Origin of the sequence: Deefgea sp. CFH1-16 (assembly GCF_016881365.1) — a bacterium.
Classification (GTDB): domain Bacteria; phylum Pseudomonadota; class Gammaproteobacteria; order Burkholderiales; family Chitinibacteraceae; genus Deefgea.
Map to the genome: position 1 here is coordinate 1,403,077 of NZ_WLYT01000001.1, position 17,190 is coordinate 1,420,266.

A 17,190-nucleotide genomic window follows, 5' to 3' on the forward strand; every position below is an offset into this window, starting at 1 on the left:
AAACTCCAACAAACCTTGGCAACATTCACGATTTGCAAAACATAAACAGAAAGTATTTTGTAAATATGCACAGATACATAACTACAGCAAGTGACAGTATTGAGCTTATCTACTAGCATAAAGCTACTTATCATCTGGCGAAAAAGCACTATGGTGGCCTTCCAACGTTTACCGCAGGCTGGTTTGTGTACTTTATTACTGGCGTTGTTAACTGCTTGCGCAGCCCCTTCCCCACCCATGCCGCCGATGCTGACAGCTAGTCAGCTTTCTTTAAGCACTTTGCCTCAATCGCCTGAATTTGCCCGTGGAGCGTGGTGGCGGGCTTTGCGTGATCCGGTGCTGGATCAATTGCTTGACCAGGCTTTGGCGGACAATCCCAAACTCACACTAGCGGCGGCCAAAGTGGCGGCGGCGCGAGCGAACGAGGCGATTGCGGCTAGTGGCAGCGGGCCAAGGGTGAATGCGCAGGCGTCGTTGAATCGTCAACGCTATAGCGCCGATGGTTTGATTCCGCCGCCGATTGCCGGGACTTGGCAAAATTATTCGCAAATCGGCGCTAACCTCAATTACAGCTTTGATTTATGGGGCAAGATTCGTGAACGCGTTGCCGCTGCGGCCGGCGCCAGCCGCGCCGCCGAGCTAGAGCAAGCCAGCGCGCAGCAATGGTTGGCCGCCGAGGTGGTAACGCAATATTTAGTCTGGCGCGCCGCGCAGCAAGAAATCATGTTGCAGCAAGCAGCACTGCTCGCCAGCGAGCAGTTAGCGCAAAAAAGTAAAACCCTAAAACGCGCCGGTTTAGTCAGCCGCGACGCGCAAAATGAACAAACCTTACTCCTCGCCGAGGCGCGCACCGCGCTAATCGCGGCGCAACTAGCCAGCAGTAACGCACAAGCGGCATTGGCCGCGCTCACGCTCACCAGCCAAGCTGATTTGGCAGCGCAAGCCCCACGCGCTTTACCGGCATGGCCGATTGATACGGCTGATTTGCGGCTCAATCAATTGGCGCAGCGCCCTGAGTTACTCGCCGCTAAGTATCAAGTTGAAAGCGCAGCGGCTTTAGTTCGCGCGGCGCAGGCGGATTTTTATCCCGATATTTCTTTGTCGGCATTGATTGGTTTGTCGTCGTTATCCACCGCCACCTTGTTTGATTCGGCCTCTCGCCGCTTAGGCGTAACGCCAGCCATTAGCTTGCCGATTTTTGAGGCGGGCGCTTTACAGGGCGCGCTGGATTTGCAGCATGCCCATTACGCCTCGGCAATTGCGATTTATAACCAAACTCTGCTCGATATCGCCAATGACAGCGCCGCCAGTTTGGCGCGCCAACAAGCCACGCTCAAGATTGAAGCCGAGGCCAAACTCAGCGCAACGGCGGCTGAACAATTGGCCAATAGCGCCCGATTGCGCCAACGCGCCGGTTTGTCGCCAGCGAGTGACACCTTGCAATCGCATTTGTCGCACGTGAATTCGCGTTTATCTTTATTACAGGCGCAACGCGACCGCCTGATTGCCCAAACCAGCCTGATCCGCGCCATGGGCGCAACTGACTCGAAGGAAACCCCATGAGTGAACCGTTGACCACCCCGAATACAGCTGCCGACACGCCCAATGTTGACCCGCATCGCCGCCGCCGCTCGCTCATCGTCGCCAGTTTGCTGCTGCTACTGATTGCGGGTGCGGTGTTGTTGTATTGGCTATTGGTGCTGCGTTATGAAGAAAGCACCGATGATGCGTATGTGGCGGGTTATGTCACCCAGATTGACTCACGGATTGGCGGTACAGTCAGCGCGGTGTATGTACACAATACCGATATGGTTAAAGCCGGTGATTTACTGGTGAGCTTAGATGCCAGTGATGCCACGCTGGCCTTGGCGCGGGCAGAGTCGGCGTTGGCGCGCGCAGTACGCGGCGCACAAGTGGCGCAGCAGCAAGTGGCGCAACTCAATGCCGAAGTCACGCTGCGCGAAGTCGCGTTTAAACAGGCCAGCGACGATTTGCAACGCCGCCGCATCGCCGCCGAGGGGCAAGCAATTAGTGCCGAAGTATTGCAACACGCCGAGCAGGCCAAAGCCTCGGCCCAAGCGGCACTCGAAGCCAGCCAAGCCGCGCTGCAAGCGGCGAAAATGCAGGTGCTCAGCGGTGTAGTGCGTGATTATCCCGAAGTTAGCGCCGCGGCCGATGCACTGCGCGAGGCGTGGCTGAATCGCCAGCGCACCGATATTCGCTCACCGGTTGACGCGCAAGTAGCCAAACGCGCCGTCGCCGTTGGAGCACAAGTTGCCCCCGGCTCACCGCTAATGGCTTTATCGCCGTTATCCAATGTGTGGGTCGATGCCAATTTAAAAGAAACGCAAATCGAGCCAATTCGCATCGGCCAGCCCGTCACCTTAACCGCCGATTTATACGGCAGCTCAGTCCAGTTTGATGGCAAAGTTGCCGGTTTATCGCCCGGCACCGGCAGCGTTTTTTCGCTACTGCCGCCAGAAAACGCCAATGGCGACTGGATTAAGATTGTGCAGCGTTTGCCAGTGCGAATTACCCTTGATCCGCAGCAATTAGCCAAGTATCCGCTGCAAATCGGCTTGTCGATGAGTGTTACGGTCAATACCCATGATCAATCTGGCCCGCGTTTGGCTAAACCTAGCAATGGCCAGCCGGTCGAATCAACCAATCTATATGCGGTATCGTTGCAGCAAGCCAATCAGCATATTGATGCCATTATTCAAGCCAATTTGGCGCCAGCCGCTGGGCGGAAAAAAATGAGTACCGTGTCGCCACTGTATGGTTCAGCGCGAATCTGGGCGACGGCGGCGCTGGCGCTAGCGACCTTTATGCAGGTGCTTGACACCACCATTACCAATGTGGCGATTCCGACCATATCGGGCGATTTGGGTGCATCGGTTACCGAAGGCACGTGGGTGATTACCTCGTTTGGCGTGGCTAATGCCATTTCGGTGCTGCTATCGGGCTGGGTGGCGCAGCGTTTTGGCGAAGTGCGGGTGTTTATGGTCGGCGTGATTGGTTTTGTGATTACGTCGTTTTTGTCTGGCATTGCCCCATCGCTGGATATGCTGATTTTTTTCCGCGTGTTGCAGGGCTTATTGGCTGGGCCGCTGATTCCTTTGTCGCAAAGCTTGCTGCTAGCGTGTTACCCGCCCGAGAAAAAAACGCTGGCGCTGGCTTTATGGGCGATGACGATTATTTTTGGCACCGATTGTGGGGCCGATTTTGGGCGGCTGGATTACTGATAATTGGGTGTGGGGCGGGATTTTCTTTATCAATGTGCCGGTGGGTTTGTTTGTTGCTGGCGTGGCGTTTTGGCAGCTCAAAGGCCGCGAAACTACGCGCTTGTCCGTACCGGTTGATCGCGTTGGCTTGGCTTTATTGATTATCACCATTTGTGCTTTTCAAATCATGCTCGATTTGGGCAATCAATATGAATGGTTTAGCTCTAACTGCATTATTGCCTTGGCGATTATTGCGGCAGTCGGCTTGGTGTTTTTATTAATTTGGGAGCGCGACGAGCCGTATCCGGTACTGGATTTAGCGCTATTTAAACATCGCAATTTCACCATTGGTTCGCTGAGTTTTTGAGCTTGGGTTTTTTAATGTACTTTAGCTCGATCTTATTGCTGCCTTTATTAATGCAAGAGCATTTAGGCTATACCGCAACAATGGCGGGGCTGGCTTTAGCGCCAGTGGGTTTATTGCCAGTGGTGTTGTCGCCGTTGATTGGCCGCTATTCCAGCAAAATTGATTTGCGATTATTAGTCAGCTTGGCGTTTTTGGTGTTTGCCGCTTGCTATTACTGGCGCACTTTTTATACACCAGCGATTAGTTTTGGCTGGTTGGCTTGGCCGCAGTTTGTGCAAGGGATTGGCGTAGCGTGCTTTTTTATGCCACTCACCGCGATTACTTTATCCGGATTACCACCAGAGCGGATTGCCTCGGCGGCAAGTATGTCCAACTTTATGCGCACCATGTCCGGCACCATTGGCGTGTCGCTAGTCACCGCGATGTGGGATAACCAAGAGAAGATCCATCACGCCAATCTGGTGCAGCAAATCAACCCTTACAATCCAGTGGTACAAGACAGCCTGTCGGGGTTGGTCGCGCATGGCTTTAGCATGCAGCAAGCGCTGGGGCTGATTAACCAAAAAATCACCCAATTGAGCTTTTTTATGTCTGCCAACGATATTTTTGGCTTATTTGCCGTGCTATTTATTGTGCTGATTGCCTTGGTATGGCAAGCCCGTGGCCCATTTAGCGAAAGCAAAGACGGCGCCGGTGCGGGGTAATGTAGCCAACGAATCGGCCAAAGTATTCGCCCAACGTATTCGCCCATCGTAGGGTGGAATAAGCGTAGCGCATTCCACCATATTGTGGGATGCGCTACGCGTAGATATGTTGCGAATAGGTGGAATGCGCTTTGCTTATTCCACCCTACGATGCCAAGGGCATTTCCAATCATCACCACCGCGGAAACTACAAACCGATACGAGTTACGCCGGTTCTTCCCAGGTGCTGATGGTGTTGCCGTTTTCGTCCATGATGGCGCGTAGCGCTACGCCGTAGGCTTAAAAGCCAAGCGGGCATCGTGTTCGCGGTAATTGAGGCTGTCGTGTTGGTGACCGTGAAAACTCTTTTGAATTCCCATAGATTGCCCAAGTCGATCCAGCACCGAAAACCCCCAAGGGTGGCAGCTCGGTGCTTCGTGCGTAACCATTATGTCGGCTTTTTCGTGCGCTAGCGCTTGGTAATCGGCATAAAAAATACTGCTGCGTTGTTTGCGTGGCAGGCCACCACGCCATTGATTGGCTTTGCCGCAGTGCTGCAAATAATGCGCTGGGCTGGCGTAGACCGGGTTATTGGGTGGCATCCAGATATGACCGCGAAAAATCCCACCTAAACCAGCGATACGCACGCCGGCGATTTCAACTACGCGGCCATGTAAATTTCGCTCGCTCATGCCTGAATCCCACAAATTACAATAGTCACGCGTGCCATCGGTATCGTGATTGCCGTGGATATACCACACCTCGGTTAAGTCAATGATGTCGGCCAAGACCGTTTCGAGTGGCTGTGGTGCTTGTAGATCGCCGAGCAGCACAATGGCATCCGGACGATGCTGCTGCACCGCCGAAATAACATGCCCAAATTGGCCGTGGACGTCACCACAGAAAAAAATCATTCACTTCTCGCCTATTTCAATACGCTACAGATGGATGAACCCTGCTGCAAAAGCGGCTTTGAGCTTACCAACAGAGTTTGGCAAACCCAACGTCAACAGACCCTAGATTAAAGCATACTGGGTACTTCGCGCTAGCCATTCAGCAAGCGTGTTTGACGTGCATGCGGCAGCAGCGTAGTCTAACGACCCCCTTACAGGCCAACCACGCTCCATTATGACTTATTCAGCCTGCGGCATCGATTTTGGTACTTCTAATTCAACGGCGGGCATTGTGCGCCCCAATGGCGCAATCTTATTGCCCCTTGAGGCCGACAAGCTCACGCTGCCATCGGCGGTATTCTTTAATTTGGAAGAAGACCGCTGGACTTATGGCCGCGCGGCGTTGGGCGAGTATTTAGAGGGCTACGAAGGCCGCTTGATGCGCTCGATGAAAAGCTTATTAGGTAGCAGCCTCATGGATGCAGGCACTGAAATTGGCGGCCAGCATTTATCGTTTAAAAATCTGATTGGGCAATTAATCGGCGAAGTTAAAACCCGTGCCGAGCAATCGGCCGGCCAAACATTTGACGCCGTGGTACTGGGCCGTCCAGTACGCTTTGTTGACGACAATGATGCGGCAGATGCCGAGGCCGAAGCCACATTGGGCGAAATCGCCCGTGGTTTGGGCTTTAAAGAAGTCAGCTTTCAATTTGAGCCGATTGCCGCCGCGCATGATTACGAGCAACGTATCGAGCGCGAAGAGCTGGTGCTGGTGATTGATATTGGCGGGGGTACGTCGGATTTCTCTTTGGTGCGTCTATCGCCAGAACGACGGGGTATGCCCGACCGGTCAGCAGATTTATTAGCCAGCGGCGGGGTACATATCGGGGGTACTGATTTTGATAAACGCCTCTCACTCGCTTGCGTCATGCCTGAATTGGGCATGGGCTCACGACTGAGTAATAACGCCGAATTACCCAATAGTGTGTTTTTCCACTTGGCCACTTGGCATACGATTAACTTTGCCTATACCCGCAAAATGTGGCGTGGTTTTCAAGATGTCTCACCGGAAGTGGTCGACAATGTGCGCTTTGAGCGCTTGTTGAATGTGATTCGTAGCCAAGCAGGCCATCATTTAGCCATGCGCGTTGAAGAGGCCAAAATTGCCCTATCTGAGCAGTCTCATTTTGCCTTAGATTTAGTCGAAGCCGAAAAAGGCTTGATGGCGCAGATCGAGCGCAGCCAATTTGAGCAAGCGATTGCGCAAGAAACCGCCCGAATTTGCGCGGCAGCCCAAGCTACATTGGATGTCGCCGGCATCAATGCCAGCCAAGTTGATACCTTATTTTTTACTGGCGGCTCATCCGCCGTACCCGCCTTGCGCGCCGCCTTAGCCGAGCAATTCCCAGCGGCCCAAGCAGTAGAGGGTGATCACTTTGGCAGCGTTGGTTGCGGCCTTGCCGTCGTGGCGCAACAGCGCTACGGCTAATGGCGGGGATTAGGGAGCTGGGATTGGGAAGTAAACTCATTCCCCATTCCCTAATCCCTAATCCCTAATCCCCAATCAAAGCCCATCGAGCAGATAACGTTGGTATTTTTTTGCCAGCGCAGTTAAACTGCGCCCCTGATCGCGCCCTACCAATCGGCGCGTTGCTTGCCTCATCGAAAACCTTCGACACGCAAGCCACCCATCCAACATACCCCACCTGCCCTAGATTGGTGTCGCTCCTTGCGACAGGCCGCAGCAGGAATAATGAATGTCTGAACTTAATTTTGCTAGCCTTGGGCTAGCCGAACCACTTTTGCGTGCCGTTGCCGATACGGGCTACACCACACCTACACCGATTCAAGCCCAAGCCATTCCATTGGTGGTACAAGGCGGCGATTTACTCGCTGCAGCGCAAACGGGCACCGGTAAAACCGCCGGTTTTACTTTGCCGATTTTGCAATTATTGCTGGCCAAAGAGCCACTCGAGGCCAAAGGTCGTCCACGTGTTTTGATTCTAACCCCGACGCGTGAGCTTGCTGCTCAGGTGGAAGAATCAGTTCAAACGTATTCGAAAATACGTCAAAATCACTTCAATGGTGGTGTTTGGTGGCGTAAATATTCGTCCACAACAAGCGCGCTTACGCTCTCCAATTGATATTTTGGTTGCGACACCGGGCCGCTTGCTCGATTTGGTGAATCAACGCTCGATTGATTTGTCTGGCATTGAAATCTTGGTGCTCGATGAAGCCGATCGTATGCTCGATATGGGTTTCATTCACGACATTAAAAAATTAATGGCGATTTTCCCCAAAGAGCGCCAAACCTTGCTGTTCTCAGCAACGTTCTCCGATGAAATCAAAGAGCTCGCCGACAAACTACTTAAAAACCCAGGTTTGGTTGAAGTTGCGCGCCGTAATACCACCAATGAATTAATTAGCCAGCGCGTGCATTTAGTTGACCGCGATAAAAAATTGCCTTTGTTGACGCAATTGATCAAAGACGGCAATTGGCATCAAGTTTTAGTATTTATGCGCACCAAACATGCGTGTAATAAAGTGGCCGAAAAACTCAATGCGGCCGGCATTTCGGCGATGGCGATTCATGGCAATAAAAGCCAAAATGCCCGTACTGCTGCATTAGCCCAATTTAAATCAGGCGAATTGCAAGTATTGGTTGCCACCGATATTGCGGCCCGTGGTTTGGATATCGAAGAATTGCCGCACGTGGTGAACTTTGAATTGCCCAACGTGGCCGAAGATTATGTACATCGGATTGGCCGTACTGGCCGCGCCGGTTGTACTGGTGAAGCGGTTTCCTTGGTGTGTGTTGACGAGTTAAAACTCCTCGCTGAAATCGAGCGCATTACCAAGCAAGATATTCCTAAATTTTGCTTAGAAGGCTTTGAAGCCGATTTACGCGTGAAGCCAGAACCGATTGTTCGTGGTGGCTTAGGCCGTGATCGCCCACCACGCGATCCAAACCGTAACCCACGCGCCCCACGTGGCCCAGCCGCAGCTGGTGGCGCACGTTTGAATGGCGCCCGCAGCAAAGCGTTAGCTGAAACTGCGGCAGCACAAACCGCGGCCAAAAACGAAGCTCGCGCTGAGCGTCGCCCACGTGCTGACCGTGCTGAAGGCGAAACTGAGCAACGTCGTCCGCGTACCGATGGCGAGCAGCGCCGTCCACGCGCAGAAGGCGCAACGGATACCCGCCGTCCACGTGCTGATGGCGCGACTGATACCCGTCGCCCACGTTCGGATGCCTTAGGTGCTACCGATAGCCGTCGTCCACGTGATGGCGCGCCACGCAATAGCAATCCTCGCAATGCACCGCGTCATGATTCAGTATTGGGCGCTGCGCCAGCACCGCGTCGCGAGCGCATCAATTATGATGAGCAACAACCGCTGAGCAATGCCAATACCTTGCCGGGTGAACTCATGCGCAGTGGCCGTAGCGGCCAAGGCCAAACACGGGGCTATCAAGGTGGCGGTCGCAATGGTGGTCCAGGCGTTACGCGTAATGCCAGCGATGGCTTTGGTGCACCACGCGGCGATCGTCCACAAAGCCGTGGTCCACGCTCTAGCAGCCCTACTGCCGCACTACTTGGCGGCAGCGGTAATAAACGTCGCGGCGATTAAGTCCGACTGACAGTCCATCAGCCCATGGTTCGCCATGGGCTTTTTTATGCTCAAAAATTAAACGCCCATGCAGCAACGCCAAAAAATAACCAGCTGCAACAGCTAAAATCAATCTATAAAATGACGACTGTAAGATAGACTAGCAATAAAACTGACGAAGTTGATCAACTTCGCAACTGCAATTCAGCCTGATTCAATCTATATACAAGGTCTGTACTGACCGTGACGAGTGCCCAGAATGAGCCCCGAACAAGCTAAAAAAACCATGCATGACTTACTGCGGATGATGATTCAACACAAAGCATCCGATTTGTTTATTGCCGATGATTTTCCGCCAGCCATGAAGATTAACGGCAGAATGACGCCGATTGGCGCGCAAAAGCTCAATGCGGCGGCCACGCGAGCGCTGGCTTTGGCCATTATGCGCCCAGATCAACAAACCGAATTTGCACAAGAATTAGAATGCAATTTTGCGATTAACCCCGAAGGCATCGGCCGCTTTCGGGTGAATGTCTTTATGCAGCAAGAAAAGGTTGGCATGGTGCTGCGAACCATCACCAGCAAGATTCCTAATTTTGATGAATTAGGGCTGCCTAAAGTATTAAAAGAAGTGATGATGAGCCAGCGTGGTTTGGTGCTATTGGTTGGCGGTACCGGCTCGGGTAAATCAACGACGATGGCGGCAATGATTGATTACCGCAATGAAAATAGCCACGGCCACATCATTACCATCGAAGACCCGATTGAGTATGTGCATAAAAATAAAAAATTGCTTGGTCACGCACCGCGAAGTGGGCCGTGATACCAAAAATTGGTTTGCTGCGCTCAAAAATACGCTGCGCCAAGCGCCTGACGTGATTTTAATTGGCGAAATTCGCGACCGAGAAACCATGGAATACGCCATGGCGTTCGCCGAAACCGGCCATCTTTGTATGGGCACTTTGCACGCCAATAGCTCTAATCAAGCGTTGGAGCGCATCGTGAATTTCTTCCCCGAAGAGCGCCACCCGCAGCTGTATATGGATTTATCGCTCAATATGCGCGGGATTATTTCGCAGCGTTTGGTGGCGACACCCGATGGCAAAGGGCGTAGCGCCGCAATTGAAATTTTGCTCAATACACCGCTGGTTGCCGATATGATTTTTAAAGGCGACGTTGGCGGTGTTAAAACCGCAATGGCCAAGTCTAAAGAATTGGGTATGCAAACCTTTGATATGGCGTTGTTTGCGCTGTATGAGGCAGGCAAAATCAGTATGGAAGAAGCGCTAAAAAATGCCGATTCACTCAATGAGCTGCGCTTAAACATTAAACTCAACAGTCTGCATCATCGTAAAGAAGAGCATCACAGCGGACTTGAGCATCTCACCCTTGAAGCGCAGCAAGTGCCTGAAGAAGAGGCCGAGACCAGCGAAAGCAGCAACTAAAGCGCGCTATGCGCCAATAAGACCATGGTTTGCGTCGTAAAATATTGCCCGCGAATACATAAATCTTGTTGTGGCCCGCCTTCATTCACAAAGCCCAACTGCTGATACAGCGCTTGGGCTTTGTGGTTATCCACGCGCACAGTCAACTCGATGCGGATAAAACCTTGCTGCCATGCTTTAGCCAGCGCCGCCAGCATTAAAGCGCGCCCCAAGCCTAAGCCTTGCGCCTGCGGCAATAGCGCCACGCTTAATACCCCCACATGGGCAGCGTCACCTTGCGGCAAAATATCGCACCAGCCCACGACAGTTTCATCGCACAGCGCCACAAAATACACATAGTCACGATCGACCATGTTTTGGTAATAACGGAAAGTTTGCTCAATGGGGGGCGCTTGCAAAAAGAACAAGAAACTTTCTTCTTTACATGCCGCATCAAACACTTGATGCAAGCCCGAGAAATGCGCCGCACTGAGCGGCAAAATGGCGTAGTTCATCGTTTCGACGCTCAACATCGCCAAGCTTTCTCCCTCTTTCGAGGCAAGGAGCACGACAGGATCAATAAACACGGCGCACGGCCGCAAGCAATAGGAGTGTGTGGATTGGTGAAGGCTGGCAACGCCTTCACCTCAAGCAATTTTACTCACGATAAGCCACTATACACCTTCTATGTATTGCCCTCTTACGCTTTATTTTTGGGGCGTGTAACACGATACACCGCAAAGGTGGCAATCAGCAGCAATAGCACCCACACACTAAAACCCAGCCAGCGCCAAAAACTCCACGTACTGCTATCGGGCTCGGCCACTTGAATATCCACCACATTCGGAAACCACGACATCATGTCAAAACGCCAGCCGTAGGAGGTCACTAAGGCGGGTTTCTTTTCAAATTCCAGCGTTTTGGCCTTGGCCTGTAAATCCGCCGAATTAAACTTAAAGTAATACGGCCAGCCCCAGCCGGTATCAATATTTTTAAACACCCGAATAATATCGGTCGCGTGATTGGTGTAAATGTAATACACATCCACCGTCGGCCCATCGCTTGGATTGGCCTTGCTAATCGGGCCGTCTTTATCGGTCAGCTTCACCTCAACCCCAGTAATGGTGGTAATGGTTTTTTCTGGCAAAAAAACAATCCAAAGCCACCGTCCCTACCAGCGCAATCAATGCCAACAGAATCAGTAGTACTTTTCTCAGTTTGAGCATCACTCTTTCCTTTTATTGAAGATGGCATTGGTTTTATACCACCGACCCACGCATAGACTAAGCAATTAAAAATGGCAGCTCCAATGAGCTGCCATTTTGAGTGACGCCTCCGGCGGTTATCTCACCGGATTGAGTAATGCCGGTTGACCAAATTCGATCAGTTTACCATTGGATTTTTCAAAATATGCTCGCCAAAACTGCTGCAACGCTGCCATCGTTTTAGGATCACGATAAACACCTTTCGCTTGCTTGGCATCTTCTGCTAATAAGCCCGCGCCCAAGATATAAATTCGAGCGCCCGCAAAATCCCCTTGCAATTGATGTTCCGCCACTAACTTTAATTCATTGGCCGGCTCTATTTTGCGCACCGACTGCTTGGCATAAAAACTCGAAACGGAGGAGTTTTCTAGCATATCAGAAACAATAAACACGACTTTTTGCTGAGCGCTTGATTGCTTTATCTTGGCCGAAATATCTTTTAGGCTGGCTAATACATCCGATTTAGCTACGTCGGATGTTGTTCCAGCAAAGGCTTTCTTTAAAGCACTGCCAGCGAGCTTTGCCGAGTTAGGTGCTTGTGTGGCCATACATTGGTCAAATTTACTCAGCTGTGCTTTACCAATTGCATTACGTTCCTCTGTTGGCAATGGCCGCTCCAAAGTGGCTGACAACAAAACATCGGTGTAATGACCTTGGGTAAATGCCGAAAACTGAGTCACCGACAGCGCGTTGCCTGGCTGCAAAAAAGGCTTTAGCTGATTGGCAACGGCTTGCTGCAGCGTACCATCCAAAGGGGTCGTTTGATCAATCACCACAAAAAGTTCGGTCGCGACCACTTGAGCCGGCACTGTGAGTTTGGCATAGCCATAACAACTTGGCAGTGCGTTCTGCGTAGACGCGTAAACAGAACTTGCAATCGGTAAGCTCAGCAAAAAAGTCCAAAACCGCATTGTATTCACTCGCTTAATCAAATAAACCATCTAATTCAGTGTCTGCTTTGGCTTTTTCTGCCGCCGCTTTACGCTCTTTAATTGCTGTCGCCGCTTGGCTACGTAAATCAGCGGGCAAGGTCGACATATAATCACGTTTGGCCTGAGCATCGGCCAATTCATCGATTTGGCTTAACACCGCCTCAACGGTCAACGTTTGCTCTACGATCGGCGCAATGGCGGTTGGCGTCTTCACTGCTGCGGACATAGGGCTTGATTGGACCGCCGCACGTTGCTCAACATGATGGCGCTCATTGTGGCGTTCTTGCGTTTGATTGGCGCGCTCTTCTTCCATAAAATCACGGAAAGTCTTTTTAGACTGTAGATTTGAGGTGCCAATAATCGAGTTTCTTTCCATCAGCTTTTGCTGCAAGCTTTCTAATTTAGCTTGAGCGGCATCAGCGATTTCTTGGTAATGCTCGCGAACATCGGCATAGGTTGAATAACGGCCATTGCCAATGGCGCGATGTGCGGCGGGCTTTCTCGTCCCGCAAAATCCCAGCGAAAACCAAAAATCACGCCGAGAATTTGCAAAAAGATAAATACAAAAGCCAGCACCACAAACGTACCCCAGCCACCATGACGCTGATTATTCGCGCCCTCTTGTTCGGCCTTCATCTCAGCCTTACCTTGCTCGGCAACATCGGCGGCGGGCAAGGTCGTGGCATCGTTTTTAATCGAGAGATCTAAACCATCGCCATTTGCTGAAATCGATAACATTGGCGCATTGGTTTTACCGGTGGTTTCAAGCAATAATTGCTGCTCTAACACCGTTCCACGCACATAACTGGCAAAGACCGCCACAATCACCACAAAAATCACCGTCGCGGCCGTAATTTTATAGCTTGGGTGAGTACCGACTCGATTGGCTAGCTGCGAATAGGCTGGCTGTGCATCATCGATATTTTGCGGCTTGGCCAGCGCCACTGCGCCAGTGCCTAGCGAATGTATTTTTTTATGATCAACCCATTCACGACGGGCATTGGCAATCTGACTCGATTTAAATAATTCATGGCCAGACAAATGAGTAAATGCCACCAAAATTACCGAAATCAAAAAGGCAATTCCTAGTGCGCCATATTGCTGGGTATTCTCACTGGCACCAGGTACAGTAAAGCCTGCCAGCACATACGCAAACCCCATCGCCTCAACAAACACCATCGCAATAGTCAGTAGCCAAATCCACGACGGTGTTTTTTTACGCCCCAAATCACCCGCCTTGGTTAAATAAGTGATTTTTTCATTAAAATCATATTCATCTTGAATACGAATAAATTTTTTAAAATCACGGCATAGCGTACGTTCGCCTTTTAACCAGCCTGGTTCATTGGCCTCATTAACGTCTTTAGACAGCGAAGCAATTTTGCCAATCAAGGGCATGCTGTACCATGTGTTATGCCACCACCATTTGATTTTTTGCCACAACAACATCATCACCACCGCTGCAAACAGCACACTGACCAGACTCCATGCGGCGACCGGATAGAGCAAAAAAAAACTCTTTCATTACATTCTCCATTGAAATTTAGCGGATCATTTGTGGCTGAAAATCAGCAGCAAACATTTCACCTTGCTGGCGATAAAGTAATTTGCCATTTTTGGCCTGCAAGCCACCCTGTAAGGGGAACAGCACATCCATACATTGAATGCCACCAGCGCCTTGCGCAAAAACGCGATACAACACGCCTTTAGTGCCACGATAAATATTGACGACAGGGCTGAGTTGAACATCGGGTTTGGCGGTTTTACTTTTTTGCGCGTCATAAGCGGCATAAATTTTGAGCTCTGGCGGCGTCGATGGCGCGCTCGAATCACGCAAAATGCCGACTCGATTGAGCATCACCAAATTGCCATTGAGCGTATCGTGCCAAGAGGTGTTGTAGAGTCCCGTCAGGTATTCAGTTGTTGCGTAGGATTTACCGTCTTTTAATGCTTTCACACTGCCAGAGACGCGTGGACGGTCGCGATTGCAACTACTCAACACCACGGATTCTTCGGCATACGCTTTAGCAATCACATTAAATCCAGCGTCTTCTTCGATCCGTTTGCCAAGGTCAATCTGGGTGTTGTTGGCTAATAACTGGTGACCACCAAAATTATATTGTGGTCCTGTGCTAGTTTTAACTGCAGCAATTTTCGTCACCGCTTTATTACTACTGGCATTCGTTTCAACGGAGGCTATTTTGCTGGTGACAGGCGCAGCAACGATGGGAGCTGGCGTAGTAACGCTTTTGGTTTTTGCCATCACCGCGGGTTTGCTGACTTTTTTCTCGGCTTGAACCGTGTCTGGATTTACGGTGCGATAAAACTCATGCTTGGGTTTTCTCGCCTCTAGGTATTTTTGAAAATTACCCTCTCCGGTCACTTCAACCAATTCAACGCGCGGCGATTTTTTGCCCTACCGTCTTCACTACGATTATCCGCAATCGGCAAGCTTTCTCCCGCACCTTGAAAGAATAAAATTTCTTCGGCAATGCCATGATCTTTTAAAAATTTAGCCACGGCTTTCGCTCGCTTCTCCGAGAGCGTGGCGTTGTATTGCGTTTCACCGCTGTCATCGGTATGGCCAATCAATAAGATTTTCTTTTGTTTTGCGGTCGCTAAATAGGCCTCCCGCTCCTTCACATTGCTGATTTGCTTAGCGGCTAGCTGTGGATTGTAAGTATTGGCAATATCGGCAAAGTACTGCTTGGCCTTCACCGTTAATTGATCTGAGTCTTTTTCAAAATGACCACGCCCATCTTTTTCACCCAGCGTGACACTCATTCCCATCGATTGCTCGGCCTGATCTTTACCATCATTTTCAATCACATCGCCATTGGCATTCACACTCGACATGACGATTTGCAAATCATACTGCTTAGCAATTTTGGATAATTCACAGCGCTTTTTATCCATATCCGCGCCAATCAATCCACCCAAAGCAGCACCCGCCAATCCAGCACCAATTGTCACGCCGGTTTTTTTATCTCCGAGGTAATAACCGGCCAAACCACCAGCCAGCGTGCCGATGAGTACCCCCCAATTACGTGAATTATTTGAGCAAGGATCCTCGCTGGCAAAGGCTTCTTTGGCGCCCTTACCTAGACTACTATTTTGAATCGTGGTGCAGCTGATCAACGACGTACATATCAGCAAAGAGAGGGAAGTACGAAGAAACTGACGATTCAACATGGATAAATTCTTTTTTGTAAATTTCAAAACAAAATATTACCAAGTAATCTTTGTGTCAATAAATGACATTGTAATGTGGGTTATTACCTACGTTAACGCCACTGCTAACGGCTTTCAGCGGCACTGAGTTCTATTACAAGTGATTAATTACCGCGCAGTGCCTTTAGCAACGGCTGCTATAATCTAGCGATTAAATTCTTTAAAATGGATAGTCCAATGTCAAACGCTTGCCCACAATGCACTTTGGAAAACACTTATCCAGATGGCGACAACTATATTTGCGCTGACTGTGGCTTTGAATGGCCGATGATCGCAGAAGTAGAAGAAAGCGATGTGCGCATCGTGAAAGATGCCAATGGCAATGTGCTACAAGACGGCGATTCTGTGGTGGTAGTGAAAGACTTAAAAGTCAAAGGCACTTCTAGCACCTTAAAAGTCGGCACCAAAATCAAAGGCATCCGGATTGTTGACGGTGACCATGAAGTCGATTGCAAAACCGATTTGGGCAGCATGATGCTCAAAGCCTGTTTCTTGAAAAAAGCCTAAGGCTGGGTGCCTGCGGGCGGTAAATCCAACGCCAGCGGACCCTCGCAGCCATTACTGCACCTACTGCAGCATAAAAAATGCCCGCTATCGATGCGGGCATTTTTGTAGCTGCTAATTGCTGAATGAATGGCAGTTATTTTTTTGATACCGCATGGCCACCAAAGGCATTGCGCATCATCGACAATAATTTCATGGCGTAATCGTCATTACCGCGTGAAGCAAAACGAGCGTACAAGGCGCTCGACATCACTGGTGCAGGAATGCCCAATTCAACCGATTCCAGCACTGACCAACGGCCTTCACCAGAATCTGGCACAAAGGCGTTTAAATCAGCCAATTCGGTGTCTTGTTGCAAAGTATCGGCGATTAAATCTAGCAACCATGAGCGAACCACTGAGCTATGACGCCAAGTTTCAGAAATCGCAGCAATATCCAAATCGAATTCTTCTTTGGCTTTGAGCATCGCAAAGCCTTCCGCAAACGCTTGCATCATGCCGTATTCGATGCCGTTGTGTAGCATCTTGGTGTAGTGGCCTGAGCCTGCTGGGCCAGTGTGCGTCCAACCGCGATCTGCGCCCGGCGCCAAGATTTTCATAAATGGTTCGGCCATCGCTGCGGCGTCTTTTTCGCCACCAAACATCAAGCAATAGCCGTTTTGCAAACCCCAAACACCACCTGAAACACCCGCATCAACAAATTTAATATTCATTGCGGCCAATTCAGCGCCGTGACGTTGGCTGTCTTTATACATAGCGTTGGCGCCGTCAATGATCAAATCGCCTGGTGCAAGCAAAGTTTTCATTTCATCGAATGCCGCTTCAGAGATCGCGCCAGATGGCAACATCAGCCAAACCACGCGTGGTGTTGGCAAGGCGGCAATCAATTCAGGTACGCTGGCAAATGCTGTGAAATTAGCTTCTTCTTGCGCCAATTGGCTGCGCGTGTCGGCGCTAACGTCAAAACCAAAGACCGTCGCACCGCCTCGAGAGAGTCGACGTGCCATATTGCCGCCCATTTTACCTAAACCGATCATTGCGATATTCATGCTATTTCCTTTG

General features: G+C 50.6%; 14 protein-coding genes and 3 pseudogenes. 8 read left to right on the forward strand and 9 right to left on the reverse strand.

Features of this window, described 5'->3' with window-relative positions:
* The first annotated feature begins 150 nt into the window (after nt 1-150).
* From GKO28_RS07745 to GKO28_RS07755, 3 genes and pseudogenes are all read left to right on the forward strand, one after another.
* Nucleotides 151-1,563, forward strand: a complete 1,413-nt coding sequence (locus GKO28_RS07745) for an efflux transporter outer membrane subunit (protein ID WP_182075877.1) — start codon at nt 151-153, stop codon at nt 1,561-1,563.
* Nucleotides 1,560-2,591, forward strand: a pseudogene (locus GKO28_RS07750) (efflux RND transporter periplasmic adaptor subunit); the annotation flags it as partial. The gene GKO28_RS07745 and the pseudogene GKO28_RS07750, both read left to right, overlap by 4 nt.
* Before the next feature lie 165 nt (nt 2,592-2,756).
* Nucleotides 2,757-4,295: pseudogene (locus tag GKO28_RS07755) on the forward strand (DHA2 family efflux MFS transporter permease subunit).
* Between the two features lie 266 nt (nt 4,296-4,561).
* Here GKO28_RS07755 and GKO28_RS07760 read toward each other — a convergent pair.
* Entirely contained in the window at nt 4,562-5,188 is a 627-nt protein-coding gene (locus GKO28_RS07760) for a metallophosphoesterase (RefSeq protein WP_203564017.1), read from the reverse strand.
* Between the two features lie 214 nt (nt 5,189-5,402).
* On the opposite strand from GKO28_RS07760, the gene GKO28_RS07765 reads away from it, so the two are divergent.
* The 4 genes and pseudogenes from GKO28_RS07765 to GKO28_RS07775 all read left to right on the forward strand — a co-directional run bounded on the left by GKO28_RS07765 (nt 5,403) and on the right by GKO28_RS07775 (nt 10,218).
* Nucleotides 5,403-6,656: an Hsp70 family protein gene (locus GKO28_RS07765; protein WP_182075878.1), complete on the forward strand. Its 1,254-nt coding sequence runs from the start codon at nt 5,403-5,405 to the stop codon at nt 6,654-6,656.
* A 268-nt stretch (nt 6,657-6,924) separates the two neighbouring features.
* Nucleotides 6,925-7,311 (forward strand): DEAD/DEAH box helicase, encoded by a 387-nt coding sequence (locus GKO28_RS19525; protein WP_282099252.1) that lies wholly within the window; start codon nt 6,925-6,927, stop codon nt 7,309-7,311.
* A complete protein-coding gene (locus GKO28_RS19530; RefSeq protein WP_282099253.1) occupies nt 7,250-8,794 on the forward strand; it encodes a DEAD/DEAH box helicase in 1,545 nt (514 codons plus the stop codon). The genes GKO28_RS19525 and GKO28_RS19530 overlap by 62 nt, the downstream gene beginning before the upstream one ends.
* Nucleotides 8,795-9,032: 238 nt before the next feature.
* Nucleotides 9,033-10,218: pseudogene (locus GKO28_RS07775) on the forward strand (PilT/PilU family type 4a pilus ATPase).
* Here GKO28_RS07775 and GKO28_RS07780 read toward each other — a convergent pair.
* From GKO28_RS07780 to GKO28_RS07810, 7 genes are all read right to left on the reverse strand, one after another.
* Nucleotides 10,215-10,766 carry a GNAT family N-acetyltransferase gene (locus tag GKO28_RS07780; protein WP_203564018.1) on the reverse strand — a complete coding sequence of 184 codons (552 nt, stop codon included), beginning with the start codon at nt 10,764-10,766 and terminating at the stop codon, nt 10,215-10,217. The pseudogene GKO28_RS07775 and the gene GKO28_RS07780 overlap by 4 nt on opposite strands.
* A 131-nt stretch (nt 10,767-10,897) precedes the next feature.
* A complete protein-coding gene (locus tag GKO28_RS07785) occupies nt 10,898-11,344 on the reverse strand; it encodes a DUF1523 family protein (protein WP_203564019.1) in 447 nt (148 codons plus the stop codon).
* 195 nt (nt 11,345-11,539) lie between these two features.
* Complete coding sequence (locus tag GKO28_RS07790) at nt 11,540-12,373, reverse strand: hypothetical protein (RefSeq protein ID WP_203564020.1); 834 nt, start codon at nt 12,371-12,373, stop codon at nt 11,540-11,542.
* Between the two features lie 13 nt (nt 12,374-12,386).
* Nucleotides 12,387-12,770, reverse strand: coding sequence for a hypothetical protein (locus tag GKO28_RS07795; protein WP_182075880.1), 384 nt, complete (start codon nt 12,768-12,770; stop codon nt 12,387-12,389).
* 20 nt (nt 12,771-12,790) lie between these two features.
* Nucleotides 12,791-13,903, reverse strand: a complete 1,113-nt coding sequence (locus GKO28_RS07800; protein WP_182075881.1) for a hypothetical protein — start codon at nt 13,901-13,903, stop codon at nt 12,791-12,793.
* Nucleotides 13,904-13,937: 34 nt separating this feature from the next.
* Nucleotides 13,938-14,786 (reverse strand): hypothetical protein, encoded by an 849-nt coding sequence (locus GKO28_RS07805; protein ID WP_182075882.1) that lies wholly within the window; start codon nt 14,784-14,786, stop codon nt 13,938-13,940.
* Complete coding sequence (locus tag GKO28_RS07810; protein WP_203564021.1) at nt 14,774-15,586, reverse strand: OmpA family protein; 813 nt, start codon at nt 15,584-15,586, stop codon at nt 14,774-14,776. The genes GKO28_RS07805 and GKO28_RS07810 overlap by 13 nt, the downstream gene beginning before the upstream one ends.
* 216 nt (nt 15,587-15,802) lie before the next feature.
* Between GKO28_RS07810 and GKO28_RS07815 the strand changes: the two genes are divergently transcribed.
* On the forward strand, nt 15,803-16,132 hold the full coding sequence (locus GKO28_RS07815) for a zinc ribbon domain-containing protein YjdM (protein ID WP_182075884.1): 330 nt from the start codon (nt 15,803-15,805) through the stop codon (nt 16,130-16,132).
* A 133-nt stretch (nt 16,133-16,265) separates the two neighbouring features.
* Here the strand turns inward: GKO28_RS07815 and gnd are convergent, their stop codons facing one another.
* Nucleotides 16,266-17,177, reverse strand: a complete 912-nt coding sequence (gene gnd / locus GKO28_RS07820; protein WP_182075885.1) for a phosphogluconate dehydrogenase (NAD(+)-dependent, decarboxylating) — start codon at nt 17,175-17,177, stop codon at nt 16,266-16,268.
* Between the last annotated feature and the right edge of the window lie 13 nt (nt 17,178-17,190).

Coding starts and splice junctions, on each gene's coding strand:
- gnd (WP_182075885.1), bottom strand. CDS start 17,177: ATGAATATCGCAATGATCGGTTTAGGTAAAATGGGCGGCAATATGGCA.
- GKO28_RS07815 (WP_182075884.1), top strand. CDS start 15,803: ATGTCAAACGCTTGCCCACAATGCACTTTGGAAAACACTTATCCAGAT.
- GKO28_RS07790 (WP_203564020.1), bottom strand. CDS start 12,373: ATGCGGTTTTGGACTTTTTTGCTGAGCTTACCGATTGCAAGTTCTGTT.
- GKO28_RS07745 (WP_182075877.1), top strand. CDS start 151: ATGGTGGCCTTCCAACGTTTACCGCAGGCTGGTTTGTGTACTTTATTA.
- GKO28_RS07765 (WP_182075878.1), top strand. CDS start 5,403: ATGACTTATTCAGCCTGCGGCATCGATTTTGGTACTTCTAATTCAACG.
- GKO28_RS19525 (WP_282099252.1), top strand. CDS start 6,925: ATGTCTGAACTTAATTTTGCTAGCCTTGGGCTAGCCGAACCACTTTTG.
- GKO28_RS07760 (WP_203564017.1), bottom strand. CDS start 5,188: ATGATTTTTTTCTGTGGTGACGTCCACGGCCAATTTGGGCATGTTATT.
- GKO28_RS07795 (WP_182075880.1), bottom strand. CDS start 12,770: ATGGAAAGAAACTCGATTATTGGCACCTCAAATCTACAGTCTAAAAAG.
- GKO28_RS07810 (WP_203564021.1), bottom strand. CDS start 15,586: ATGTTGAATCGTCAGTTTCTTCGTACTTCCCTCTCTTTGCTGATATGT.
- GKO28_RS19530 (WP_282099253.1), top strand. CDS start 7,250: ATGGTGGTGTTTGGTGGCGTAAATATTCGTCCACAACAAGCGCGCTTA.